We start from the raw sequence: 25,006 nt of genomic DNA, 5'->3' as shown, positions 1-25,006 counted from the left end.
CGCCTTAGCGAGGCGGCTAAGCGCCCCGGGTTAGGGCTGGCTCGTATCGTCCAGCATTTTCTTCAGCAGATAAATCAGCGCGACCCGTTCGGCCGGATTCAGCTGCCCGTAAGTCATTTCGGTGATGCGCATCGCGTTGTCAGTCGTGCTGTCAATCAGGCGGTGGCCTGCATCGGTCAGCATGACAATCACTTTGCGTTTGTCGGTGGGATCGGGACCCAGACTGACCAGATCGCGCGCCTTAAGACGCTCAACCACACCGCGAATGGTGGCCTGATCGACGGCGGTATAACGCACTAAATCGTTCTGTGCGCTCGGACCGCGATCGCGCAGCGCACAGAGGGTAATAAATTGCACGGCGGTTATCTGTGAATCACCGACGTGTTGCTGAAAAATCGCCGCATGGCGTTGATACACCTTGCGCAACAGATGGCCAACCTGCTCGGTATAGTCATAGCGCTGGTCTGCGCGCGGATCCTGCTGGTGCGACATGCCTTTATCCTTTTTCCCGGAAACTGTCAGGCAGTGTAATGCATTGTCACTGCGCTGACAGCCGTTCCCTGCGCATGATTAACGCGCGCGTGAGGCCTCCGGTGCCACCACTTCACCTTCCGCCACCACCAGCAAATCGTCCACTTTGATGTCGCAGCGGCGCAGAGCAATGTCCATATGGCACGGCGTTTTGCGCTTACCGCCCACTTCAGTATTCGGTCCGGTCGAAAACAGGAAGTTGCCGTAAAAGGCGCGCGCGTCCATACACATGCCGTCGTTTTTGTCGTGTAATCCCATCGCTGTCCACTGCGCGCGCGGCTGCAGCCCCCAGCCGATGTGGGAAATACCGTACACTTCCGGGTCGTTGAAGTAGCGCATGTAATCGCGCAGATACTCAGCCTCAAAGCCGCCGTGGATGTGGGTGACAAAGCCCTGCTCGATCTCCAGCGTAATACGTTCACGCGCGTAAGATTTAAACGGCAGCAGGATGTCGCCGACGTCCAGCACCAGCACGCCTTCAGCCTGATCTTCATTCGACCAGGTGAACAGGAAGCCGCTCGGCCAGTGATCCCAGCGGCCCGGCTCATCCGCGTAGCCATATTCCGTTACCGTGGGGTACTGGCCGAGCGGGGCGCGAAAATCACTGCCGGCCGGCGACTTCACCGTCATCATGCGCGCTTTTTCCAGCACTGCCGCCGCGGCCAGCACGCGCGACTTGTCCTCTTCAGTGGGCAACATTCGTGCCAATACTTCCGGCGGCTCAACCGCCAGCAAAATTCGCGTCCCGGTTTTCAGGATTTGCTCCTGCTCCGGCGAATGCAGCAGCATCATGGTATCAACGATCAGGTCCGCCGCTTCCAGCGCGCGCTGTGCGGCAATGTTGCCGGTAAGCGCGGTATCACCACAGTAGGCGGTCATGTCGTTACCCATTGCCGTCGGGTGATTGAAGGCCGGCAGCTCAATGCAGTACACCTTCGCGCCCAATCGTAGTGCAGCATCAGTGGCGGCCTGCACGGTGCGTGCATCGGAATAGTGACTTTTCAGGATGGCGACACTCTGGCTGGCGTCGACTTTCGACAGCCGTAAAACCTGCTCGAACATCTGGCCTAACTGGCTCTGATTTACTGCCATAGCGGTTTCCTCTCAGGGTTAGATGTCAGACAATTTGCTGCGTAAAACTTCAGCTATTTATAGCGAACACGCTTTATGTGTTTGTTATAGACGTGTTGCGAAGAACAGTGCAAGCATTTCTTTTTGACATAAGAAAAGCCTATTTAACCTTATCATCAGGCTGTGATTAACATCATGTTATCGAGTTTTCACTGTAAATACGGTTGCTTTTAACAGTGTCATAACCTCAATAATTAAAGTGTATGCACTATAAATTCAGCGTCGGGTTTGATCGTTTATCCGCGTGCATACCTTCAAATCAGCGTCAGTGTGAGAGGAAAATATGAGCAATATGAAACGCATCGCGGTGATCGGTGCCGGGCTGGGCGGGCTTGCCGCCGGCTCGCTGTTACAGAAAGCGGGATTTCATGTCACGGTTTATGAACAAAGCCCGGCTTTCTCCCGTCTGGGTGCCGGCATCCACATGGGGCCGAACGTGCTCAAGGTGTTTCGCCGCATGGGCATCGAACAGCAGCTGGAGGATCTGGCTTCGCATCCCGATTTCTGGTTCAGCCGCGACGGCGAGACCGGGGAGTATTTGTCACGCATTCCGCTGGGCGCTTATGCGCGCAAAGAGTACGGTGCGGCTTATGTCACGGTGCACCGGGGCGATTTGCAGGCCATGCAGATGACCAGTCTGCAGCCGGGCAGCGTCCAGTTCGGCAAGTGCCTGAGCAGCGTCGAAGACAGCGGCAGCGATGTGGTGTTGCGTTTTCAGGATGGCAGCGAAGCGCGCGCGGATATCGTGATTGGCGCGGATGGCATCAACTCAAAGCTGCGTGAACATCTGCTGGGGGTGGAAGCGCCCACTTACAGCGGCTGGGTGGCGCACCGTGCGCTGATCCGCGGCGAACAACTGCGCAAATACAACCTCAGCTTTGAAGATTGCGTCAAGTGGTGGTCTGAAGATCGTCATCTGATGGTCTATTACACCACCAAAGCGCGCGACGAATATTATTACGTCTCCGGTGTGCCGCACCCGGCGTGGGATATCAAAGGCAGCTTCGTTGAAAGTAGTCAGCAGGAGATGCTGGAAACGTTTGGTCACTACCATCCGGTGGTACAGGCGCTGATCGAGTGCAGCGAATCGGTCACCAAATGGCCGCTGCTCAACCGTCAGCCATTGCCGGTATGGAGCGAAGGGCGCATTGTGCTGCTGGGTGATGCCTGCCATCCGATGAAACCGCACATGGCGCAGGGCGCTGCGATGGCCATCGAAGATGCCGCCATGCTGTCGCGCTGCCTGACGGAAACCGGTCTTGATGATTATCGCACCGCATTCCGCCTGTATGAAGCCAACCGCAAAGAACGTGCGTCGCGCGTGCAGGCCGTCTCTAACGCCAATACTTTCCTGCGCACCCAGGAAGATCCGGCCTGGGTTTACGGCTACGACGTGTTTGCCGCGCCGCTGAAAAGCGAGGTGAACTCATGAGCCGTTTTATGCACGGCGGTCAGGTACAGGCCAACGGCATTCGCCAGCACTATCTGCGCTACGGCGGCAGCGGGCCCGCGCTGATCCTCGTACCGGGTATCACCAGCCCGGCGATCACCTGGGGTTTTGTAGCGGAAGTTTTTGCGCAGCATTTTGATACCTGGGTACTGGACGTGCGCGGTCGCGGGCTCTCCAGCAGCGGTGAAGGGCTGGATTACGGCATGGAGAGCTGCGCCGATGACATCAACGCCTTCGCGGATGCGCTGGGGCTGACGCGCTATCACCTGGTTGGCCATTCGATGGGCGCGCGCTTCATCATGCGTGCGGCGGTGAAACAGCCGGCCGGCGTGCTGTCGCTGTCGCTGATCGATCCGCCGGTTTCCGGTCCGGGCCGGCGTCTCTATCCGGGTCAGTGGCCGTGGTATGAAGATTCCATTCGCGACGCGCAGCGCGGCATGGATGCTGAAGCCATGAAGCAATACTGCCCGGCCTGGAGCGATGACCAGCGCCAGCTGCGCGCCGAGTGGCTGCACACCTGCTATACGCCGGCCATCCGTCGCGCCTACGACGATTTTCACCAGCTCGATATCCATCAATATTTCCCTCAGCTGCCGGCAAAAACCCTGCTGATGGTGGCAGGCAAGGGCGGCGTCATTCAGGCGGAAGATGAAGCCGAAATCCGCGAGCTGCTCCCGACCATTGAGATCAGCCGGGTAGCCGGCGCTGGTCACATGATCCCGTGGGATGATTTTCACGGTTTCTTTAATGCCTTTGGCACCTTCCTTGGCCCCTCACTGACTCCGGAGACGCAGCCATGACGCGTTCGTATCGTATCGGCCAGATTGTGCCGAGTTCCAACATCACCATGGAAACCGAAATTCCCGCCATGCTGCAGGCGCGCCAGCTGATTCGCCCGGAGCGGTTTACCTTCCACTCCAGCCGTATGCGTATGAAGCATGTCAATAAAGATGAACTGGCGGCGATGGATAAAGAGTCCGACCGCTGTGCGCTGGAGCTGTCCGACGCGCGCGTTGACGTGCTTGGCTATGCCTGTCTGGTAGCGATCATGGCGATGGGCCCGGGCTATCATCGCCAGTCGCAGCAGCGCCTGACGCAGGTCACGCGCGACAACGAGGCGCTGGCACCGGTGATCACCAGTGCCGGCGCGCTGGTCGATGCGCTGCATATTATGGGCGCGAAGAAGATTGCGCTGGTGGCCCCCTACATGAAGCCGCTGACCGAGCTGGTGGTGGATTACATCCAGCGCGAAGGGATTGAGGTAAAGCAGTGGCGCGCGCTGGAAATTGCCGATAACCTCGCCGTCGCCCGCCACGACCCGGCCAATTTACCCGGCATCGTGGCGGACATGACGCTGACGGATGTTGATGTGGTGGTGCTATCGGCCTGCGTGCAGATGCCATCGCTGCCGGCGGTGGCAAAAGTGGAGGCGCAGACCGGCAAGCCGGTAATTACGGCCGCCATTGCCACCACGTACGCTCTGCTGAAGGCGCTGGAGCTGGAGCCGGTGGTGCCGGGCGCGGGCGCACTGCTGTCCGGTGCGTGGTAAGGAGAAACCATGAGCCAGAGTGTCAGTGATAACTACGCCGGTGTCTGGGGCAACCGCATCGGTTTTGGTCAGCGTCCGGCGCTGCTGATGATCGACTTTTTGCAGGGCTACACCACGTCGGGCGCCGCGCTGTTTGCCCCGGGCGTGGTGGAAGCGGTGGCCGCCGCACAGGGCCTGCTGGCGGCGGCGCGCCAGTGCGCGATTCCGGTGATCCATACGCAGATTCGCTACCATCCGCAGCATCAGCAGGACGGCGGGATCTGGGTGCAGAAAGCCCCGGTGATGCGTGACATGGTGGAGGGCAATCCGCTCGCCGCGTTTTGTCCGGCGGTGCAGCCGCTTGCCGCAGAAGTGGTGATCACCAAACAGTATGCCAGCGCGTTTTTTGGCACGTCTCTGGCATCGATGCTGGTAGCGCAGGGCATTGATACGCTGCTGATCGCCGGCTGCTCTACCAGCGGCTGCATCCGCGCCAGCGCAGTGGATGCGTTGCAATACGGTTTTCGCGCCATGGTGGTGCGCGAATGCGTGGGCGATCGCCATGATGCGCCGCATCAGGCCAATTTGTTTGATATCGACAGTAAATATGGCGACGTGGTAAGTAAAGCCGCGGCGCTGGAGTATCTCGGGAAGTTCAGCGCCCGTTAAGGGCGCGTTTCACCTGCACGGAGTGCGCACAAACAGTCCGTTTCGGCTGCGGCTGAGACGCATAACAACATCTCCCCGACGACGGGGTTATTGCGCCCGGAGAACACCATGACTGACGTTTCAACCCGTCCTGCTGCGCTGGCAGCCGAAGACACCGCTTCGATTTATCGCAAAATCACCTGGAAGCTGATTCCGTTTCTCTGCCTGTGTTATCTCGCGGCCTATCTTGATCGCATCAATATCGGCCTGGCTAAACTACAGATGGCGAGCGATCTGGCGCTGAGCGAGACCGCGTTTGGTCTGGGTGCCGGGCTGTTTTTTGTCGGCTATATCCTGTTTGAAGTGCCGAGCAACCTGATCCTGCAGCGGGTCGGCGCAAAGATCTGGATCGCGCGCATTATGATTACCTGGGGCCTGCTCTCGACCGCCACGCTGCTGGTGCAAACGCCGACCCAGTTCTACATCATCCGCTTTTTCCTCGGCGCGGCCGAAGCCGGTTTTCTGCCTGGCGTGCTGTTCTATCTCACCAAATGGTTTCCCTCGTGGCGCCGCAGCCGCATCATTGCGCTGTTTATGATTGGCCTGCCGCTCTCCAGCCTGATTGGCGGACCGCTTTCCGGCTGGATCATGGGGCATTTTCATGAGGTTTACGGCATGCGCGGCTGGCAGTGGCTGTTTCTGCTGGAAGGTCTGCCCAGCGTGTTACTGGGTGTGCTGACGTTCTGGCTGCTGCCGAACAGCGTCGAGAGCGCCAGCTGGCTCAGCAGCAGTGAGAAGCAGGCGGTGCTGCGCGAACTGGCGCGCGACGAAGGTGACGCCAAAGGGCTGAAACACAGCCTGCGCGATGGTCTGCTGAATATTCGCGTGGTGATGCTCGGCGGCATCGACTTCTCGATTCTGCTCAGCGCTTACGCCATGGGTTTCTGGATGCCGACCTTTATTAAGAATGCCGGCACCACCGATATCACCACCATTGGCTATCTGACGGCGATCCCCAGTCTGGCGGCGTTGATTGGCATGCTGGCGATCGGTGCCAGCTCAGACCGCCTGCGTGAACGCCGCTGGCACATCATTGTTCCGTTTATTATTGGCGCGGCAGCGATGGGCACCAGCACCTTCTTTGCTCACAACGTGGCGATGACCGTGCTGCTGTTCTCGATTGCGCAGGCAATGATTATCGGGGCGGTGCCGGTGTTTTTCAGTCTGCCCGCTACGTTCCTGAAAGGCACGGCGGCCGCGGCGGGTTTTGCGCTGGCCTGTTCGATCGCCAATATCGCCGGACTGGTGAGTAATTCCGTGATGGGCGTGGCGCTGGACCTCACCGGCAGCAGCAACGGCGCGCTGTGGTTCTTCACCGTGTGTCTGCTGCTCAGTTCGCTGTTGGTGGTCGCGCTGCCAGCGAAGCTGGTGAATCGGTAGCGAATACCTTACCTATTTGAACGATCGCTGATGGATTGCCATTGATGGCGTAATGCCGAATAGTTCAGAAACTGCAATACGCACAAATTCGTAGCGGCGCGATTCATCGCGCAATAAATTGCGCCGCTACGATAAGTGCAATCATTTATGTACAAATTCAAAGATAACTGACAAGGATTACGCCATTCATGGCGACCGTCTCACAGCCGCAGGATGCAGCTCCACACCCCGCCAGACCGTCACGCCCACCCGCACCCAATCCTCCTCGCTTATCGGTTATCCATAAGGTAAAAATCTTGTGGGATAGCTCAAACTATCAGCTAAAGGTATTATAAAGGTGTCTATTCTGGTGCTAGATTGGTTCTACCAACACCGGGGAGTCTATTTCGATGAAAACTACAATTCCAAAGCTGTCGTTCATGATGTTCTTAGAGTGGTTTATCTGGGGGGCATGGTTCGTGCCGCTGTGGGCATTTCTCAGCAAAAACGGCTTTTCGCCGGTTGAGATCGCCTGGTGCTACGCCTGTACCTCCATCGCTGCCATCCTGTCACCGATTCTGGTCGGCTCGCTGGCTGACCGTTTCTTCCAGGCACAGAAAGTGTTATCGCTGCTGACAATCGCCGGCGCGATTCTGATGTTCTTTGCCGCACAGCAGACGCACTTCAGCAGCTTCTTTCCGCTGCTGCTGCTGTATGCGCTCACCTATATGCCGACCATTGCGCTGACCAACAGTATTGCGTTTTCCCACGTCGGTGACGTGGAGCGCGACTATCCGCGCATCCGCGTGATGGGCACTATCGGCTGGATCGCCTCCGGCATCGCCTGCGGTTTTCTGCCGCCGCTGCTCGGCTTTGGCGATATCTCCGCCAGCAACGTACCGTTGCTGATCACCGCGGCCAGTTCGCTGCTGCTTGGCCTGTTCGCCCTGACCCTGCCGGCCACCGAACCCAAAAGCACCGGCAAGTTCAGCCTGCGCGTGGCGCTCGGCCTCGACGCACTGCATCTGCTGAAAGATCGCAGCTTCCTCGTATTTTTTGTCTGTTCATTCCTGTTCAGTATGCCGCTGGCGTTCTACTACATCTTCGCTGAGGGATATCTGACCGAAGTCGGTCTGCCACACGCCACCGGCTGGATGACGCTCGGCCAGGTATCAGAAATTTTCTTCCTGCTGGCGCTGCCGTTCTTCATTAAACGCTTTGGCATCGGCAAAGTGCTGCTGCTCGGCCTGGTCACTGCCGCGCTGCGCTACGTGTTCTTTGTGTTCGGCGGCGATCAAAACCTGCTGACCTTCGGCCTGCTGTTTATGGGCATTCTGCTGCACGGCGTCAGCTACGACTTCTACTTCATCACCGCCTACATTTATGTGGATAAGAAAGCGCCGGTGGCGATGCGTAACGCTGCGCAGGGCCTGATCACCCTGGCCTGTCAGGGCATCGGCAGCCTGCTGGGTTACCGCCTCGGCGGCTATCTGATGCAGGAGATGTTCGCGTATGACCAGCCGCGCAACGGCCAGACCTTCAACTGGGCGGGGATGTGGATGTTTGGCAGCGTGATGATAGTCATCATCACCATCGCCTTTATCGTTCTGTTCCGCGACGGCAAAAAACGCAGTGATGAATTAACCGCTTTTGAACACTCAGCAACCGCTGACAGCCATAAATAAGAGATGTAACCATGACGATGACACACCAGGAAAAACGGATTTTGGGCGCATTTTACGGCCAGGCATTGGGCGATGCGATGGGCATGCCATCGGAACTGTGGCCGCGCAGCCGCGTGAAACAGCACTTCGGCTGGATCGATCGCTTCCTGCCCGGCCCGGCAGAAAACAATGCCGCCTGTTACTTTGGCCGGGCGGCTTTCACTGACGACACCTCAATGGCGCTGGCGCTGGCCGATGCCATTATCAGTCACGACGGCGAAATTAATGCGGAAACCATCGGCGCCAATATTCTGCGCTGGGCGGAAGCGTTTGATGCCTTTAACAAAAATGTGCTTGGGCCGACCTCCAAAATCGCGCTTAACGCGCTGAAAAACGGTACGCCGGTGGCGCAGCTGGAAAATAACGGCCTGACCAACGGCGCGGCGATGCGTGTCTCGCCGCTGGGCTGTCTGCTGCCGGCGCGTGACCTGCCGGCTTTTATTGATGCTGTCGCGCTGGCCTCCAGTCCGACACACAAATCCGACGTGGCGATTGCCGGTGCCACCGCGATCGCCTGGGCAATCTCCCGCGCGATTGACGGTAGCGACTGGGCAACAATTCGTGACGAACTGCCGGCGATTGCCCGCGCGGCGCAGGAGCGGCGCGTCACCACTTTCAGTGCGGCGATGGCGGCCCGCATCGAACTGGCGTTGCAGGTGGTGGCGCAGGGCAGGGGCACCGAGTCGACCATGCAGCAGATCTACGATCTGGTCGGTACCGGCACCAGCACCATTGAATCGGTACCGGCAGCGATCGCTATGGTCGAACTGGCAGCCACCGATCCCAACCGCTGCGCCATTCTGTGCGCCAATCTGGGCGGCGATACGGATACCATCGGCGCGATGGCGGTTGCCATTTGCGGCGCGCTGCACGGTATCGACGCGATCGATGCACAGCTAAAAGCGGAGCTGGATGCCGCTAACGCGCTGGATTTCACCCATTACAGCCGTGCGTTTGTCCGTTTCCGCCAGCAGCGCGAGGCCGCCTATGCTGACGCCTGACGATCTGTCACGGCTGGCGGGCCGGTTGCCAGTGTGCGTGGTGGGGGCGGCGGTAGTGGATGTGATTGCCGATGCCTGGACGTTACCGTATCGCGGCAGCGACATCGAACTGCATCAGCAGGGCGTGAACGTTGGCGGCTGCGCGCTTAACGTCGCCATTGCGCTGCATCGTCTCGGCATTCCATCCATCAACGCGCTGCCGCTGGGGAACGGTATCTGGGCCAGTATCGTGCGACAGAAGCTGGCGGAATACGGTGTGCAGAGCGTACTGGAAAATGCGCACGGTGATAATGGCTGGTGTCTGGCGCTGGTCGAGCCGGATGGCGAACGCACCTTTCTTTCCGTCAGTGGCGTGGAAAACCAGTGGGACGCCGCGCTGTTGCGCACATTGCCGCAGCCGGCGCAGCGCTGGATCTATCTCTCCGGTTATCAGCTCACCAGCAAAAGCGGCGAGGTGCTGATCGACTGGCTGGAGCAGCAGGCACAGCCGTATCAGCTGCTGGTGGATTTTGGCCCGCGGCTGGCGGACATCGGCGAGGCGCAGTTTGCGCGCATCATGGCGCTGCAGCCACTGATTACAGTGAACAGGCAGGAAGCGGAGCTGCTGTGGCATGAGCGTCTGCGCGCATCCGAACCTTTCGACGCTCATCAGCTGATGGCGCGCTGGCAGCAGCAGTTTGGCGGCGCGATGGTGTTAAGGCTGGACAGCGAAGGTGCCGGATACATCGACGCTGAGGTGCAGGGCTGGGTGCCCGCGCTGGCGACAACGGTGGTCGATACTATCGGCGCGGGCGACAGCCATGCTGGCGGGTTACTGGCGGGATTAGCGTCCGGCTGGTCACTGGCGGAGAGCGTTGCGCTGGGCAACGCAGTGGCGTCATATGTGGTTTCCCGGCGCGGCGGCGACTGTGCGCCCGATCGCGCCACCCTGCGCGCTTACTGGCAGCAACGCCTTACTCAGCAATAAACACGTACATATCGCTGCGGCAGTAGCTGATGCTGTACTCCAGTGGATTGCCCTGTGCGTCGAGAGCCAGCTGCTTAATTACCAGCACCGGCACATTGGCGGGCAGGGCAATTTGCTGCTGCAGGGCTTCGTCCGGCATACGCGCACTGACCCGGCTCTGGGATTTCACCGGCAGGATCTGCTGGCGATGAAAATAGTCATACAGCGAAATACCAATCTCATCGGCATCGGCAATGTAGCGCGCCGGCACCCATGACTCTTCAACCGAGACCGCCTGGCGGTCAACATAGCGAATACGTTTCAGCAGGTAGACATCGCTGCCCGTGCTCAGCCCCAGCTTTTCGGCGATCTCTGCGCTGCAGGCAATTTTGCTTTTATTGATCCATACGGTGTCCGGCGTTTTACCGCGCAACACCGCCTGCTGTGACAATCCTTTTGGTTCTTTGAGTGAATATTCAAACTGGCTGCAAATCTGCGTGCCGTAGCCGCGGGAACGGAACACGACGCCCTCTTTTTCCAGTTCGTCCATGGCTTTACGCACGGTGATGCGCGAAATGTTCAGCGACTGGCTGAACTCGCGCTCGCCCGGCAGGATCTCTTCGTGCACCAGCGTGCCATCGCGCACCGCCTCTTTAATCGCACTGGCAAAGCGTTTGTACAGCGGCGTGCGGCTCTCTGCCGCCAGTGTGGTGGTCAACCGCGCCAACAGCGCATTGTGGTCAGTCATAGCGGGCAGGGCACTCACTCGGGTCAGCGGCAGGAACCGCTATAATACTGAATTTTAATGCGGCGCGCAGCCAGCGTCGCGTGACGGTGCGGGTGCTATGCTGCCAGACGGCCCTGTTGGTTCGCTTGTTTATTTCCGGAGACATTATGTTAATCGCTCAGATTTCAGACATCCATGCCGCACCGGACAATGATCACCTGCTGCGCCTGGCGCGGTCGCTGGCGTGGCTCACCCATGTGCAACCGGATGCGCTAGTGTTAACGGGCGATCTTGTTGATGGCGAGTGGCGGCAGGGTTACTGGCAGATAGCTGAGCAACTGCGCCAGCAGCATTACCCTACATTTATATTGCCGGGCAACGCCGATGATCGACGACTCATGCAAACGACATGGCATGAAAATCACTGGGCGAAAAACACCCCGGCAGACGCGCAGCATTTTGTTCAGGATATGGGCGGTTTGCGTATGCTGGGGCTGGACTCCACGGTGAATAAACAGAATTTTGGCAGCGTCGGGGAGCATCTGGAATGGCTGGAAAGACAACTCAGCGATACGCCTGCATTGCCAGCGCTGCTTTTTCTGCATCATCCGGTTATCGCATCGGGCATACCGACGCTGGATGAATCAATGTGTCGCGGGCTTGATAAGCTTGAGTCGATCCTCAGACGCAACCGGGCCAGAATACTGGCTATTGCAGCCGGGCATGTGCACCGGCCCGCAGCAGGCATGTTTGCAGGGGTTCCGGCTTATATTTGTGGCTCAATTTGCCCGGCGAATCCGCTGTGGTTCGGCAGCCAGCGGGTTCCGCCGGTGAATGATCCACCGGCACTGATGGTGCACCGTTTCGCCAGCGGCGTTTTGACCAGTCATCATGTTTCTTTATCCTGCTCATAATGAGGCACATCGTCGCGTTCTGTTAGCCACGGCACGGTGTGCGAGCACCAGATATAGGAAACCGGCGTCTGAGCGGGATCGTCGTCCAGCGTGGCCACACGCAGAATCACGTGGCTCTGATGAGGTCTTTCAGCCATCAGATGAGATCCGCAGACTGAACAGAAATAACGCAACTTATCCGGGGAAGAATTAAATGCCGTCAGAAATTCTTCTCCCTGGGTCCACCTGAAATCCTCACGCCGCACGCGCGCTGTGGAGGTATAAGCGGCGGCGTGCGCTTTCCTGCAGGTATGACAGCAGCAATGCGTAATGCTGCCCGCCAGGCGATCGCATTCGTAGCGCACACGTTTACAGAGACAACTTCCGTTCATTTTTTCTCCTGATTCCTCTGCCGGATTATTGCATCAGCTTCAGATGGAGGAGGGGAAACGGTTTTCCCTCACCATCAACGGAAGACCGTCCCGTCACCTGAAAGCCCAGATGCTGATAAAACCCGAGCGCAGCGGTATTTTGTTCGTTAACATCCACTTTCTTCGCTGAAAGATGACGAATAGCGTAACGGACTAACCGTGCACCGATCCCTTTTTTGTGATGAGCGGGCGAGACGAAAAGCATCTCGATATTCTCATCCTGCACGCCGATGAATCCGACAATGTCATGGTTTTCATCGGTCATCTTTCTCAGAACAACGGCATCAAAATAATTTTCCAGAATAAGCTGTCTGAGCCGCAGGATATCCTGTTCATTCAGGAAATGATGCGTTGCCCGGACGGCAGCCTCCCAGACCTGAATCAGTAAGTGATACTCTTCCTTGCTTACTTCGCTAATTGTCACAACGCCTCCTTAACATGCCTACGCGATGGCTTAACGCAATGCCTGCGCTAATCGCTGGCCAGCCGCGCATAAAGATATTCATCGCCCCACATCCCTTTGAAAAAAATATTCTGCCGGTAGTGCGCTTCACGGCGAAAATTCAGCTTTTCCAGCAGGTTTATGGCGCGAATATTACGTGTGTCTACTACGGCTGTGAGCCGGTGTTTTGCAAACTGCGTGAAAAGCAGAGTAACGATGGCACTCATTGCTTCAAGCGCAAAACCCTGTTTCTGATATCCGGCATCAAATGTCATGCCGAGTTCAGCTTGTCTTCCTTCATCAAAAAAATGAATTCCGATGTCCCCTATCAGCCGGTTGTCTTCCTGGTGTGCTACGGCAAGCTGAAACCAGGTGTTATCGCTGTTGAACGGCAGCGCATCCTGCTGCGCATATAATTTCTCAGCGTCCTGCCGGGTAAATTCTTCCCAGCTTTGATAACGAGCAACGTCTGGCAGATTGCGATAGCGCGACAGATGCGGCAAATCAGCTACTGTCAGCTTGCGCAACACCAGGCGTTGAGTATAAATCGGCAACGTCAGCGCCATATGTTCTCCGCTGCCTGCGTGCAGGCGAGTTAAAGTAAACCGGGAGCGGTGCGTATCGCTTCAAGCCCGACGCGCTGCCCGAAAGACAGCTCCAGCGTATTGCCATCGGGATCGGCAAAAAATACGTAATATCCCACCGGTTCGCCAGCCTCTTCAGGGACTTTACGTAACACGCCTTCGGCGACGGCCATCGCTGTTTTACGATCGATCTCTTCGCGTGACGCACAGGCAATGCCTAAGTGTCCAAATTTACCCAGTGGCGTATCTGACACGTCATCCGCCTGCACCAGAACCAGTGCGAAAGGGCGGGTATGATCGCTCAGCCATGCCACCTTGCGGGCAGCCGGGACGTCAGGTTCACGGGTGTGTATCACCTTCATTCCTGCATAGCGGCGGTAGAAATCCATGCTCTTCTCCAGATCCCTCACCATAAACGCAACGTGGGTAAATCCAACATCGATATCCTTCATCTGCATCCTGTCTCCATTTATTGCCTCCCTGACACGACAAAAACTCAAGCCTGGTAAAGGTTAATCGCCATAAAGGGCCTGGTCGCTGCTCATTTTTCCATGTGGAGGCGTGGTGCGTGAAACGGTACTCTCTCTTAAAATTTCAATATAAATCAATAGTTTTAAGATAAAAACGACACGGCAACGCGTGCTATATGCCTATTAATAACGTTGACGGAGAGGAAATAAAAACGATTTAATTTCCGCCTGTTTTTTAGGAAAACTAAACAATGCGAAACAGCCTGCCTTCTCTTAACGCCCTGAAGGCGTTCGAATCCGTTGCCCGGCACCTCAGCATGACCCTTGCAGGCCAGGAGTTGCACGTCACGCCCGGCGCGATCAGCCTGCACATCAGGGAACTGGAACGGCAACTGGGCCTGCCACTGTTTCAGCGAAATGGACGCAAGCTGGCGCTGACGGCATCCGGTCAGGGCTATTACTACTCGATTGCTTCAGCTTTCAGCCTGATACGTGAAGCCACTGAAACGCTGGTGCAGGAGACACAAAAAAATACCATCACGCTGGCCTGCACCACCGGATTTGCGACCCACTGGTTACTGCCGCGACTGGCTGATTTTGAACGTGCCTGTCCGGATATCGACCTGCGCATCAGTGCCACTTCCCGCATTCAGTCTTTCGCCACGGATGGTATCGACCTGGCCGTACGGCATGGCAACGGTTTCTGTGAGGGTTGCGTGAGTGAGAAGTTGATCGACGACGACTACCTTGCAGTCTGCATTCCTGCTGTGGCGCAGCAGCTGGGGGAACCGCCGGCACTTGCCGCACTCGGTCGCGTCACGTTACTGCATGATATGCACCGGGAAGACTGGCAGCGCTGGCTCGCTGAAGCCGGTGTCGGGCATATTGATTCCGGTAAAGGGCCCTTGTATAGCGATGGCAGCGGGGCGTGGCTGGCGATGCTTGCCGGCATGGGCGTAGCGCTGATGCGCAGGCGATTTGTTCAGGCGAACCTTGCATCTGGTGAAGTGGTGGCACCGTTTCCAAATACGCTGAATACCGGACACGCGTACTGGCTTATTACGCCTCACGAAGCGCTGCTGCGTTCTGCCGTGGTAAAAGTAAGAGCCTGGCTCATGCAGCAGTCCACGGAATAGAACAGCGTCCGGCATTTCTTCATATCAACAAGACATAGTAAATTCCTGAGCAAGCCGATATAACAGGTTCAGGACATTTCACCTGCAGAGGATCTCATGGCGCTTTCACACGAATTAATGCTGATTTACACCACTTATTTTGTGGCAACGGCCAGCCCTGGTCCGAGTAATATGGCGATTATGGGAACGGCGATGAATAAAGGGCGCGGTGCCGCCTTAGCGCTTGCGGGCGGGGTAATTGGCGGCTCAATGCTGTGGGCGCTGCTGGCGGCCTGCGGGGTATTAACCGTGCTGGCGACGTTTGCCCAATTGCTGCTGGTGTTGAAAATCGGCGGCGGGTTATATCTGTTGTGGCTGTCATACAAAGCCGGTAAATCTGCGTTAACCCGCACTGCTGCCGATAAAACCGTTATCAGCGATCACCGTGTTGCGTATGGCGCGTTATTTCGTCAGGGAATTTTGATGCACGTCGGTAATCCGAAAGCCATTTTAACCTGGGTCGCGATCATGTCCGTCGCGCTCAAACCGGACGCCGCAGCCTCGACCTTACCGCTGATTATTCTCGGCTGTGCGGCGATTTGCATTGCGGTTTTCTGCGGCTATGCGCTGATATTTTCCACTGCAGCAATGAACGCGTTTTACCGTCGTATCCGCCGGGGATTAGATGCGCTATTAGCCTGCTGTTTCGCCATTGCCGGACTGAAACTGGTGTTGAGTCGTCAATAAAGCAAATTTTAACCTCAGGTTCGCCCTCAATAGCGACAGGCCGCTCAGTTAAGTAAACCACCATGAGCAGCCTCGTCGCCGCGGCGCGACGCATCGCGCCCTGCTTCAGGCCGTCACTCTGGTGTGATAACCGCGCCTAGAGTCTTGATCTCAAATGTGTTTAGATACCTGAACGTCAAAGCCTGTGAATCGTTGCCATGAATCTAAAGGAAACTATCGTCCGCGAGTTCAGTGAATTATCGCCAGAACTACAGCGGGCTGCCGAATTCTCACTGCAGAATGCCAATCAACTGGTGGTGCAATCCATGCGCACCTTTGCGCAGCAGGCCGGGGTGAAACCGGCAACGCTGCTGCGCCTGGCGAAACGGCTGGGCTATAACGGCTGGAGTGAACTCAAAGACGCATTCATCGATGACATCGGCCTGCGCAATGATACCTACGTCTCGAAAGCGGAAAAGCTGGTGGCTGCCGGCACGCAGCCGCAGCTGTATGATGCGATGTTTCAGGCCCATCAGACCAACCTGGCCTTTACGCAGAACGAAAACCGCCAGGCAATGGAACAGGCCGTGACCTTACTCGATGCGGCTGACAATGTTTACATCTGCGGCTTCCGCGCCAGCTTTCCGATCGCCTGGTCATTATTTTATGTGTATCGGCTGTTCAATCGTCAGGTATCACTGGTGGATGGTCTGGCGAGCAATATCGAAGTTTTCACACGTGAACTGACCGCCGCGGATTGCCTGTTACTTACCAGCTTTGCCCCTTATTCACGCGAATCACTTGATGTACTGCGCGCAGCGCAGCAGGCGGGTGCAAAGATCATCGCCATCACCGACTCACCGGTCTCGCCGCTGGCGCAGGCCGCTGATTGCTCGCTCCGGTTTTCACTGGACAGCCCATCGTTCTTCCCGTCTGTCGTCTCTGGCATGGGCCTGGCAGAGTGCCTGCTGGCGATGCTGGTGGCCCGTCATGGACGTGATGCGGTCAGTAAAATTGAAAACGCCGAACGCTATTTAATCGATTCCGGCGCTTACGTGCATGCCGGCAAATCCTGACAGATGATTCATTTGTATCTTTCATAAGAATATTGAATGAGATTGAATCATTATTGCGTTGACGTGATTCAAATGGATCCTGCAAGATACGTTTCAACAACGAAGCGTATTCAGGAGCAGGACCAGCATGAGCCGTATCATTCACCGCAGTCTGCGTAGCGTGCCCGCCGTGGCCACGGGCGCACACGGGGCCTACATTTTTGATGCACAGGGAAAACAGTATCTTGATGCCTGCGGTGGCGCCGCCGTTTCCTGCCTGGGCCACGCCCATCCTGACGTCCTCGCAGCCATGCACCGTCAAATCGATCAACTGGCTTATGCGCATACCAGTTTCTTCACCAGCGATACCGTTGAACAGCTCGCCGAACAGTTAACGCGCACCGCACCGGGCGATCTTAACTATGCCTATTTCGTGTCGGGCGGTTCGGAGGCGGTGGAAACCGCGCTGAAACTGGCCCGGCAATACTTTGTTGAGATCGGACAGCCTGCGCGCACCCGTTTCATCGCCCGCAAACAGAGCTACCACGGCAATACGCTGGGCGCGCTGGCGGTGGGTGGCAACGAATGGCGCCGGCGTCAGTTCGCACCCCTGTTAATCGACGTGATTCGCGTTTCCGCCTGCAATGAGTATCGCGATCGCCATGCCGATGAAACCCAGCAGCAGTATACCCAGCGGCTATTGAGCGAGCTGGAGCAGGCGATTATCGATGCGGGCCCGGAAACGATTATTGGCTTCTGCGCGGAGACGGTAGTCGGTGCTACCAGCGGTGCCACGCCGCCGACGCCGGGCTATCTGCAGGGTGTACGTCGCCTGTGCGACAAATACGGCATTTTGTTTATCGCCGATGAGGTGATGTGCGGAATGGGGCGTACCGGCACACTGCACGCGTTCGAACAGGATGGCGTGGTACCTGATTTAGTTACCATCGCCAAAGGACTGGGTGGCGGTTATCAACCCATCGGCGCGGTGCTGGCCAGTGAGAAGATCGTGTCTGCGCTGCAGGCTGGCAGCGGTCTGTTCCAGCATGGACACACTTATATCTGTCACGCGACAGCCGCGGCGGCGGCGTTAGCAGTTCAGCAGGTGATTGAGCGCGACCATCTGCTGGAGGCGGTTCAGCAGCAGGGCGCTTATCTGCACAAGGCGCTACGCGACGTGCTGGGGGAGTTACCGCACGTCGGTGATACGCGCGGCCGCGGCCTGTTTGCCGGTGTGGAGCTGGTGCGTGATAAAGCCACAAAAACCCCGTTCGATCCGGCGATGAAACTTCACGCAGCCATCAAGGCCAACTGTATGGCGCGCGGTTTGCTGGTCTATCCGATGGGCGGCACGCTGGACGGGCACTATGGCGACCATATTTTAATTGCCCCACCGTTTATCGTCACCCCGCAACAACTGGATTTTGTCGTGGATACGCTGAACACCGTGATACGTGAAGAGACCGGCAAATTATGATTAACCGATTACCGCCGCTGGCGGAGCAGGACTGGGATGAGCAGCAACGTCCGCTCGCGGAAGAGATTATCAACGGGCCGCGCGGCGCGCTGCTGCCTCCGTTTGAGCCGCTGCTGCGCAGCCCCGAGTTAATGGCACATGCACAGCGTATGGGGGAATATCTGCGCTATCGCAGTGCGCTGGGCCAGCGGTTATCGGAACTGGCGATTTTAATTACGGCAAGGCACTGGTCACAGCCGGTAGAGTGGGCAATCCATGCGCCGATAGCGCGCGAAAAGGGGATTTCTGCTGCAGCGGTGCAGGCCATCAATGAAAAACGTCAGCCCGCGGATTTGCAGCCTGATGAGTGGGTGATTTATCAGTTTTGCCAGCAGTTACATCAGCAACAGAAAATCAGTGATGCCACCTGGCAGCAAGCCATCGAATTATGGGGCGAGAAGGGCGTGGTGGATTTGATAGGCATTAACGGCTATTACAGTTTTCTCTCGATGATCATGAACGGCGCGCAGACGCCGGTACCCTTTACGCAGGATCACTTGCTTCCTGCATAAGTTGTCGCATTACTCCGGGCGTACCTGATGCGCCCATTATATTAACCACCTTCTTTGACCATGTCCGCCGGGTTATTTCACTGGATGACGATCATTGCACGCTATCTTACTGACGCTGAGGGTTATTATGTCTGCATTTTTAAATAAATTAAAGGTTACACTGGCATTGGTTGCCTGTTCCGCCAGTTTTATCGCTGCGGCGCAGGATAAATTAACCGTCGGGGTTGATACGGCTTTTGTTCCTTTTGAATTTAAGCAAGGTGATAAATACGTCGGCTTTGACATTGATTTATGGGATGCCATCGCGAAGAAAATGCATGTCAGCTATGAATTACACCCAATGGACTTTGGTGGCCTGATTCCGGGGCTGCAATCACGGAATCTGGATGTCGCGATGGCAGGCATTACCATTACCGATGCGCGTAAGCAGGTGGTGGATTTCAGCAACGGTTATTATGACGCCGACTTATTAATGGCTGTCAAAAGCGATGATAACAGCATTAAGAAATTCAGCGATTTAACCGGCAAGAAAGTGGGTCTGAAACAGGGCACGGCCGCAGCCAGCTTTATGAAAAGTAAATACAAGGCAAATTATGTTGAGTTTCCTAATATCGACAACGCCTATCTGGATTTGCAGGCTGGCAACCTTGATGCGGTGGTCCACGACTCGCCCAATGTGCTGTACTACGTGAAAACGGCGGGCGATGGCAAAGTCAAAGCCAGCGGTGAAAACGACACGATTCTGCCGCAGCAGTATGGCTTTGCCATGCAGAAAAACAGCAGCCTGACGCCTAAGATCAACGCCGCGCTGCAGGCCCTGCGCGCGGATGGCACCTACAGCAAAATCTACGTGAAATGGTTTGCTAAGCAGCCGAAATAATCCTGCCAGGCCGGAGCCCTCCGGCCTTGTTTAGCGTTTACAGGTTAAATTATGAATTTTGACAGTAAATATATTTGGGAATCTCTGCCGCTACTGCTGCAGGGTCTGCAGCTGACCTTGATTATTTCGCTGTCAGGTCTGCTGGGCGGTTTTATTATTGGCTTACTGGCGGGAACCTGCCGTGCTCTGGGCGGAAAAATCGCCAAAACGCTGTCACTTATTTTTGTCGAGCTTATTCGCGGTACGCCCATCATGGTGCAGGTAATGTTCATCTATTTTGCACTGCCGATGGTGTTGCCGATAAGAATTGATCCCGTCACCGCCGCGATCGTGACCATTGTGATTAACTCCGGTGCCTACATTGCTGAAATTACCCGGGGCGCGATCCTCTCAATCAATAAAGGCTTTAAAGAAGCGAGTCTGGCGATGGGCTTATCGCAGCGCAGTACGCTGTGGTATGTCATTATGCCTTTAGCGTTACGGCGCATGATTCCGGCTTTAGGTAACCAGTGGATTATCAGTATTAAAGATACCTCACTGTTTATTGTGATTGGCGTGGCAGAACTGACGCGTCAGGGGCAGGAGATCATTGCGGGTAATTTCCGGGCGCTGGAAGTGTGGACGGCGGTGGCCATGATTTATCTGCTGGTGACGTTATGCCTGAGCTTTTTACTGAAGCAGCTGGAAAAAAGGATCCATATTTTATGAGCATGGTTGAATTTAACGCAGTGTCGAAAAATTTCGGTGCCACGCAGGTCCTGCACAATATCAATTTAAAAATTGAGTCCGGCGAGGTGGTGGTGATTATCGGCCCTTCAGGTTCAGGCAAATCAACGCTGCTACGCTGCATCAACAAACTGGAAGAGATCTCATCCGGGACGCTGCTGGTCGCCGGAATGCACATCACCGATCCGCATGCGAATGAATGTGATATCCGCCGCGAAGCCGGCATGGTGTTTCAGCAGTTCCACCTGTTCCCGCATCTGACAGCGCTGGAAAACGTGATGTTCGGCCCGATTCGCGTGCGTCATCAAACGAAAGCCGCGGCGCGCGAGCAGGCGCTGGCGCTGCTGGAGCGCGTTGGCTTGCGCGATCGCGCCAGCCACTATCCGTCTGAACTTTCCGGGGGCCAGCAGCAGCGCGTGGCGATTGCCCGGGCACTGGCCGTCAGGCCGAAAATGATGCTGTTCGATGAGCCAACCTCCGCGCTGGATCCGGAGTTACGTCATGAAGTGCTGAAAGTGATGCGCGCGCTGGCTGAAGAGGGCATGACCATGGTGATTGTGACGCATGAGATTGGCTTTGCCCGCGATGTGGCTTCGCGGCTGATCTTTATTGATGGCGGTACCATTGCCGAAGATGGGCCACCTGATATGCTGCTGACTGCCAGCCGTAATCCGCGTCTGAAAGAATTTCTGCAACATGTATCCTGAAATGAAGTGAAATAACGCTATGAAAAAACTCGACTTCCGTGGTTCGGCTTTTGTTATTGGTCAGCAACTCGGTGACTTTGGCCGTGATGCCTGGCATAACAAACTCAGGCATACCCGTCTCTGGCAAACGGTCACCGCCATGAAAGATACGCAGCAAATCCGCAGTATGCGCGCGCGGGTTCAGCGCCAGTTCCCGCTGATCTGGCAGGAGCTGGAAGGACTGGCTGAAGGATTACAGGCACCGATTGACGAGGTGTTTGCGTGGAACTGCCGGGGCGATCTGGTGCGTTCAACTTCGGATGGTTGCACCACGGTGGCGGGGAAAAGTGCCAGCGGGGAGTTGATCATTGCGCACAACGAAGATGGTTTTCCCCAGCTGCGTGACGACTGTGCGCTGGTCACCGTGACCCCCGATGACGGGCTCGCGTTCACCAGCTTCGCCTATCCGGCATCACTTTGCGGTCACACTTTTGCCGTTAATGAGAAGGGCATCGTTAACACCGTTAATAACATTCGCGCACAGCATCGTCCGGATGGCATGCCGCGCCAGATCATCGCCCGCGCGTCGCTGAATGCGACCACGCTGGATGAAGCGATCGCCATACTTAGCGCCACGCCGCGCGCCGGTGCGTTTCACCATACGCTGGGGCAGCAGGGCGATAGCCGCCTGATCAGTATTGAAGCGACAGGCTCAGGCTGTTCAGTGATCCCACTGACTGCGCCTTTCGGGCACGCTAACCATCTTATTCACCCGCAGCTTGCCGCCGTCGAACAGGTGGTTACCGCCAGTTCCGGCTCGCGCCAGCAGCGTCTGGAGACATGGCTGACGACGCAAACGGCGGTAGATGGCGCGGCGGCTAAGGCGGTTTTATCGGATCAACAGGATGCAGCGTTGCCGATTTACCGCCTGTCGCCGCGGGATCCGGATGAGGAAAATACCCTCGCCACGGCTATTTTTACCCTGAGTGATGACGCGGTGACGTGGCAGATCTTCACGCGCGACCGCCAACGCGCCGCTTTGCAATCTGCTGGTCGTCAATGAGGTATTCTTTTTAATCTCCACAGTTCATCTCTGAAGCCGGACAGTGATTGCTGGCAGCGCGCTAACCCGCGCTGCCAGCAATACTGACAATGTTACTCGTGGATACGCGCTTCTTCGGACATCAGACATCCGTCGCTGAAACTCCAGTCATCGACGGTGTTAAACTGAATAATCACCATCACATCCTGCGGATCGATATCCAGCGATTGCGAGAGTTGCTGACACAATTTGCGACACAGCTTGTGCTTCTGTTCGCGGCTGCGCGGCTTGCCCGCAGTAATCATGAACTGAACAAAATTCTCTGAACGCCCGCGACTTTTATAGTGGCGATCAAACACCCTTAGCCGTGCCGGCAGTTCTTCAAATACCTGAAAGCGGTCGCCGGGTGGAACGGCAAATTCGTCCTCCAGACTTTGTTGCAGGATGTCGGAAATCTGCGTTAATTGCGCGTCGCTGTAACCCTGACGCAGTATGATGCGGGTAAAAGGCATGAGGGTTACGCCTCTTCCAGACAGCTTAGCGCTGACACCGCCGCCGGCCAGCCGGCATAAAAGGCCAGATGGGTGAACACTTCGACGATCTCTTCTCGTGCCAGGCCATTTTGTTGCGCGAATTCGATATGCCACGGCAGCTGTTGCACTCGCCCCAGCGCCGTCAGTGCGGCCAGCGTAATCAGGCTGCGTTCGCGCGGCGTAAGCGCGTCTCGTTGCCAGATGTCATCGAAAAGAACCTGCTGACTGAGTTCCGCCAGCTTTGGCGCGATGCGCGCCAGCGTTTTACTATCGAGTGTTTTTGCCATGATGTTTCTCCGTATTGACTCAGCCGCGATTGTGGCGAAACATAACCATCCTGAAAATCAAATAAAACACCGTCATTCATCCCATAAATCAGGACGATTATGCAAAAGTTAGCTCAGACGCTGGATCTGGATGCGCTGCGCAGTTTTGTCACCGGCATGGAGTGTGGCAGTTTTGCGCAGGCCGCCGTGCGGCTCTGTCGATCCACTTCGGCGGTCAGCGCCCAGCTGAAAAAGCTGGAGCAGCAATGTGGCAGCAAGCTGGTGGTGAAAAGCGGGCGTCATCTGGCGTTAACCCGTGAGGGGGAAGTGATGATGGGTTATGCCCGCCGTCTGCTGGCATTGAACGACGAAGCACTGTGCACCTTCAGCGGTGCAGGGCTGCAGGGGGAAGTGCGCCTGGGCATGCAGGAAGATTTTGGTGACACCCTGATGCCCGGTATTCTGGGCGAATTTACACGTCACCATCCCGGGCTGCAGATCGTCGCCCGCGTGGCGCGTAATCAGGAGCTGCTTGCAGCGCTGGACAGCGATGCTCTTGATATGGCGCTGCTGTGGCAGGCACAACCGCTGCAGCGTAAAGGCGTGTTGATCGGCCAGTTCCCGCTGGAGTGGATCGCCCACCCCGACTGCGACGTCAGCGCGATGATAAGCCAGGGCGAACCGCTGCCGCTGGTGATGTTTGATAATCCATGCCTGATGCGCTCGCGCGCCATCGACAGTCTGGACCGGGCGGGCATTGCATGGCGAATCGTGTTTGTCAGCCATAGCCTGAGCGGCATCTGGGCGGCGGTGCGGGCCGGTCTGGGGATCACCGTGCGCACGCGGGTCGGCATGCCCGCTAACCTGGTGAGCGCCGGCAATGTTTTGCCGCCACTGGGCGCGCTGGGCGTTACGCTGGAACAAAAAAGTGGCAGCCAGACTGAACCGAATGCGCAAAACCTGCTGGCCAGACTGATGGAAAATGCGCTGCGCAGCATAGAGCCGTTACCGGGTCTGAGGCCCGCCTGAATTGCTGCGCTAATCCCTGCGACAGTTACTTCGCAATCAGCAGCGCATCGGCGATTTCCAGCATGGCGCGCAGGCGATCCATGTGCCGCAGATCCTGATGATAGCCTACCCAGATATCGCGCGAAGGCGGCGGCTGCGGGGTGGGAATCCGCTGCAGTCCATCGGTGGCATCGCCCAGCGGCTGGGGTAACACCGCCACGCCCATGCCGCGCCGGCACATCTGCGCCTGCACCGCCCGGCTGGTGCTGGTAAAAGCCCGCCGTGACTGTGGAAATTGATCGAGCAGCCAGACGACGTCCGGAAAATGCGCTTGCGCGGTATTCATCAGGATCAGCCCCACTGAGGCGGGGTCGTGTTGCAATGCGCGGGCATTTTCAGGCGTGCCGTATAACGCATAGGGCATGCTCATCAGGCGCCGCTGGACGATATCCGGCTCGGTAAAAGGCACAATGCGAAAAGCCACGTCGGCGTCGCGCCGCGACAGATTGAGCAAACGGTAGCTGGCGATGATTTCCGGCACGATAGCGGGATGGCGCTGTGTCAGCTCGCTCAGTACCGGCGCCAGCACGGCGGTGGCAAACCACTCGGCACAGGAGATGCGTAAAATACCTTCCAGCCGCGGGTGATTGCCCGCAAGCCGTCTCTCCATCGCCAGCGCAGCATTTTCCATGCTTTCCGCCAGGCCCAGCACGGCGTCACCGGCATCAGTTAACACCAGGCCATCCGGCGTGCGGCGAAACAGCGCCTGATGGGCCTGCGCTTCCAGCACCTTAATGCGACGACCCACGGTCGGATGGCTGACGCCGAGCCGGCGCGCGGCCTCGCCATAGGATCCGCTGCGCATCACTGCCAGAAAGATCCGTACATCGCTCCATTCCATTGCGCTCGCCCCGTTCAAAAATGAACGTCGAATATACAAAAATGGCAGTTCTCAAACAACTTTGTAGCTATCACCATAACGGCATCATCCAGACTGAACTGATTGAGGATTGCAG

At 56.8% G+C, this 25,006-nt stretch carries 29 protein-coding genes; 19 read left to right on the top strand and 10 right to left on the bottom strand.

Annotated elements, in window-relative coordinates; genetic code table 11:
• Nucleotides 1-30: 30 nt before the first annotated feature.
• Complete coding sequence (locus AC6I79_RS23315; protein ID WP_021508807.1) at nucleotides 31-492, bottom strand: MarR family winged helix-turn-helix transcriptional regulator; 462 nt, start codon at nucleotides 490-492, stop codon at nucleotides 31-33.
• Nucleotides 493-570: 78 nt separating this feature from the next.
• Nucleotides 571-1,623 (bottom strand): 2,5-dihydroxypyridine 5,6-dioxygenase, encoded by a 1,053-nt coding sequence (locus AC6I79_RS23310; RefSeq protein WP_498027817.1) that lies wholly within the window; start codon nucleotides 1,621-1,623, stop codon nucleotides 571-573.
• 322 nt (nucleotides 1,624-1,945) lie between these two features.
• On the opposite strand from AC6I79_RS23310, the gene AC6I79_RS23305 reads away from it, so the two are divergent.
• The 8 genes from AC6I79_RS23305 to AC6I79_RS23270 all read left to right on the top strand — a co-directional run bounded on the left by AC6I79_RS23305 (nucleotide 1,946) and on the right by AC6I79_RS23270 (nucleotide 10,399).
• Nucleotides 1,946-3,094: an FAD-dependent monooxygenase gene (locus AC6I79_RS23305; RefSeq protein ID WP_159377576.1), complete on the top strand. Its 1,149-nt coding sequence runs from the start codon at nucleotides 1,946-1,948 to the stop codon at nucleotides 3,092-3,094.
• The gene (locus AC6I79_RS23300) at nucleotides 3,091-3,912 is read left to right on the top strand and encodes an alpha/beta fold hydrolase (protein WP_021508810.1); all 822 of its coding nucleotides are present in this window, start codon (nucleotides 3,091-3,093) and stop codon (nucleotides 3,910-3,912) included. Before AC6I79_RS23305 ends, AC6I79_RS23300 begins: the two co-directional genes overlap by 4 nt.
• Nucleotides 3,909-4,661 (top strand): maleate cis-trans isomerase family protein, encoded by a 753-nt coding sequence (locus tag AC6I79_RS23295; RefSeq protein ID WP_021508811.1) that lies wholly within the window; start codon nucleotides 3,909-3,911, stop codon nucleotides 4,659-4,661. The genes AC6I79_RS23300 and AC6I79_RS23295 overlap by 4 nt, the downstream gene beginning before the upstream one ends.
• Nucleotides 4,662-4,670: 9 nt before the next feature.
• A complete protein-coding gene (locus tag AC6I79_RS23290) occupies nucleotides 4,671-5,309 on the top strand; it encodes an isochorismatase family protein (RefSeq protein ID WP_159377578.1) in 639 nt (212 codons plus the stop codon).
• A 108-nt stretch (nucleotides 5,310-5,417) separates the two neighbouring features.
• Nucleotides 5,418-6,728, top strand: a complete 1,311-nt coding sequence (locus AC6I79_RS23285) for an MFS transporter (RefSeq protein WP_498027816.1) — start codon at nucleotides 5,418-5,420, stop codon at nucleotides 6,726-6,728.
• A 389-nt stretch (nucleotides 6,729-7,117) separates the two neighbouring features.
• Nucleotides 7,118-8,392, top strand: coding sequence for a nucleoside permease (locus AC6I79_RS23280; protein WP_104093466.1), 1,275 nt, complete (start codon nucleotides 7,118-7,120; stop codon nucleotides 8,390-8,392).
• Nucleotides 8,393-8,409: 17 nt separating this feature from the next.
• The gene (locus tag AC6I79_RS23275) at nucleotides 8,410-9,432 is read left to right on the top strand and encodes an ADP-ribosylglycohydrolase family protein (protein ID WP_193752263.1); all 1,023 of its coding nucleotides are present in this window, start codon (nucleotides 8,410-8,412) and stop codon (nucleotides 9,430-9,432) included.
• On the top strand, nucleotides 9,419-10,399 hold the full coding sequence (locus AC6I79_RS23270) for a PfkB family carbohydrate kinase (protein WP_498027815.1): 981 nt from the start codon (nucleotides 9,419-9,421) through the stop codon (nucleotides 10,397-10,399). The genes AC6I79_RS23275 and AC6I79_RS23270 overlap by 14 nt, the downstream gene beginning before the upstream one ends.
• Here the strand turns inward: AC6I79_RS23270 and AC6I79_RS23265 are convergent.
• On the bottom strand, nucleotides 10,386-11,126 hold the full coding sequence (locus AC6I79_RS23265) for a GntR family transcriptional regulator (protein WP_010617874.1): 741 nt from the start codon (nucleotides 11,124-11,126) through the stop codon (nucleotides 10,386-10,388). The genes AC6I79_RS23270 and AC6I79_RS23265 overlap by 14 nt on opposite strands.
• Nucleotides 11,127-11,272: 146 nt before the next feature.
• Between AC6I79_RS23265 and AC6I79_RS23260 the strand changes: the two genes are divergently transcribed.
• Nucleotides 11,273-12,019, top strand: a complete 747-nt coding sequence (locus AC6I79_RS23260) for a metallophosphoesterase (RefSeq protein WP_498027814.1) — start codon at nucleotides 11,273-11,275, stop codon at nucleotides 12,017-12,019.
• On the opposite strand, the gene AC6I79_RS23255 is transcribed toward AC6I79_RS23260, so the two are convergent.
• The 4 genes from AC6I79_RS23255 to AC6I79_RS23240 are packed head-to-tail and all read right to left on the bottom strand — an operon-like array spanning nucleotide 11,995 to nucleotide 13,907.
• Complete coding sequence (locus tag AC6I79_RS23255) at nucleotides 11,995-12,390, bottom strand: GFA family protein (protein ID WP_264251895.1); 396 nt, start codon at nucleotides 12,388-12,390, stop codon at nucleotides 11,995-11,997. The two genes, AC6I79_RS23260 and AC6I79_RS23255, sit on opposite strands and share 25 nt — an antisense overlap.
• A 25-nt stretch (nucleotides 12,391-12,415) precedes the next feature.
• Nucleotides 12,416-12,853, bottom strand: a complete 438-nt coding sequence (locus AC6I79_RS23250; protein ID WP_264444281.1) for an acetyltransferase — start codon at nucleotides 12,851-12,853, stop codon at nucleotides 12,416-12,418.
• Between the two features lie 47 nt (nucleotides 12,854-12,900).
• Nucleotides 12,901-13,431, bottom strand: coding sequence for a GNAT family N-acetyltransferase (locus AC6I79_RS23245; RefSeq protein ID WP_264444749.1), 531 nt, complete (start codon nucleotides 13,429-13,431; stop codon nucleotides 12,901-12,903).
• Between the two features lie 35 nt (nucleotides 13,432-13,466).
• A complete protein-coding gene (locus AC6I79_RS23240) occupies nucleotides 13,467-13,907 on the bottom strand; it encodes a VOC family protein (protein ID WP_498027813.1) in 441 nt (146 codons plus the stop codon).
• 269 nt (nucleotides 13,908-14,176) lie between these two features.
• Here AC6I79_RS23240 and gcvA point away from each other — a divergent pair, with 269 nt between their 5' ends.
• The 9 genes from gcvA (at nucleotide 14,177) to AC6I79_RS23195 (ending at nucleotide 22,204) form a co-directional block, all read left to right on the top strand.
• Nucleotides 14,177-15,061, top strand: a complete 885-nt coding sequence (gcvA, locus tag AC6I79_RS23235) for a transcriptional regulator GcvA (protein ID WP_058770406.1) — start codon at nucleotides 14,177-14,179, stop codon at nucleotides 15,059-15,061.
• Between the two features lie 96 nt (nucleotides 15,062-15,157).
• Entirely contained in the window at nucleotides 15,158-15,787 is a 630-nt protein-coding gene (locus AC6I79_RS23230) for a LysE family translocator (protein WP_159377581.1), read from the top strand.
• A 197-nt stretch (nucleotides 15,788-15,984) separates the two neighbouring features.
• Nucleotides 15,985-16,842 carry a MurR/RpiR family transcriptional regulator gene (locus AC6I79_RS23225; protein ID WP_104093462.1) on the top strand — a complete coding sequence of 286 codons (858 nt, stop codon included), beginning with the start codon at nucleotides 15,985-15,987 and terminating at the stop codon, nucleotides 16,840-16,842.
• A 127-nt stretch (nucleotides 16,843-16,969) separates the two neighbouring features.
• The gene (locus AC6I79_RS23220; RefSeq protein WP_159377582.1) at nucleotides 16,970-18,298 is read left to right on the top strand and encodes an aspartate aminotransferase family protein; all 1,329 of its coding nucleotides are present in this window, start codon (nucleotides 16,970-16,972) and stop codon (nucleotides 18,296-18,298) included.
• Complete coding sequence (locus AC6I79_RS23215; RefSeq protein WP_193751844.1) at nucleotides 18,295-18,849, top strand: carboxymuconolactone decarboxylase family protein; 555 nt, start codon at nucleotides 18,295-18,297, stop codon at nucleotides 18,847-18,849. The genes AC6I79_RS23220 and AC6I79_RS23215 overlap by 4 nt, the downstream gene beginning before the upstream one ends.
• 127 nt (nucleotides 18,850-18,976) lie before the next feature.
• Nucleotides 18,977-19,729: a glutamine ABC transporter substrate-binding protein GlnH gene (gene glnH, locus AC6I79_RS23210; protein WP_021508827.1), complete on the top strand. Its 753-nt coding sequence runs from the start codon at nucleotides 18,977-18,979 to the stop codon at nucleotides 19,727-19,729.
• Between the two features lie 51 nt (nucleotides 19,730-19,780).
• Complete coding sequence (gene glnP, locus AC6I79_RS23205; protein WP_021508828.1) at nucleotides 19,781-20,437, top strand: glutamine ABC transporter permease GlnP; 657 nt, start codon at nucleotides 19,781-19,783, stop codon at nucleotides 20,435-20,437.
• A gap of 2 nt (nucleotides 20,438-20,439) precedes the next feature.
• On the top strand, nucleotides 20,440-21,162 hold the full coding sequence (glnQ, locus tag AC6I79_RS23200; protein WP_159377780.1) for a glutamine ABC transporter ATP-binding protein GlnQ: 723 nt from the start codon (nucleotides 20,440-20,442) through the stop codon (nucleotides 21,160-21,162).
• 19 nt (nucleotides 21,163-21,181) lie between these two features.
• Nucleotides 21,182-22,204, top strand: coding sequence for a C45 family autoproteolytic acyltransferase/hydrolase (locus tag AC6I79_RS23195; protein ID WP_159377583.1), 1,023 nt, complete (start codon nucleotides 21,182-21,184; stop codon nucleotides 22,202-22,204).
• Nucleotides 22,205-22,296: 92 nt separating this feature from the next.
• Here AC6I79_RS23195 and AC6I79_RS23190 read toward each other — a convergent pair whose 3' ends face one another.
• Complete coding sequence (locus AC6I79_RS23190; RefSeq protein ID WP_159377584.1) at nucleotides 22,297-22,695, bottom strand: tautomerase family protein; 399 nt, start codon at nucleotides 22,693-22,695, stop codon at nucleotides 22,297-22,299.
• Between the two features lie 5 nt (nucleotides 22,696-22,700).
• Complete coding sequence (locus AC6I79_RS23185; protein WP_021508832.1) at nucleotides 22,701-23,003, bottom strand: carboxymuconolactone decarboxylase family protein; 303 nt, start codon at nucleotides 23,001-23,003, stop codon at nucleotides 22,701-22,703.
• Between the two features lie 87 nt (nucleotides 23,004-23,090).
• Between AC6I79_RS23185 and AC6I79_RS23180 the strand changes: the two genes are divergently transcribed.
• A complete protein-coding gene (locus AC6I79_RS23180) occupies nucleotides 23,091-24,011 on the top strand; it encodes a LysR substrate-binding domain-containing protein (protein ID WP_369974304.1) in 921 nt (306 codons plus the stop codon).
• 25 nt (nucleotides 24,012-24,036) lie between these two features.
• Here AC6I79_RS23180 and AC6I79_RS23175 read toward each other — a convergent pair whose 3' ends face one another.
• On the bottom strand, nucleotides 24,037-24,891 hold the full coding sequence (locus AC6I79_RS23175) for a LysR family transcriptional regulator (RefSeq protein ID WP_211724510.1): 855 nt from the start codon (nucleotides 24,889-24,891) through the stop codon (nucleotides 24,037-24,039).
• Nucleotides 24,892-25,006: the final 115 nt, after the last annotated feature.

The organism is gamma proteobacterium symbiont of Scutellera amethystina (assembly GCF_059730845.1).
Note: the sequence above shows the minus strand (reverse complement) of the source record. Positions and strands in the feature narration are given on the sequence as shown.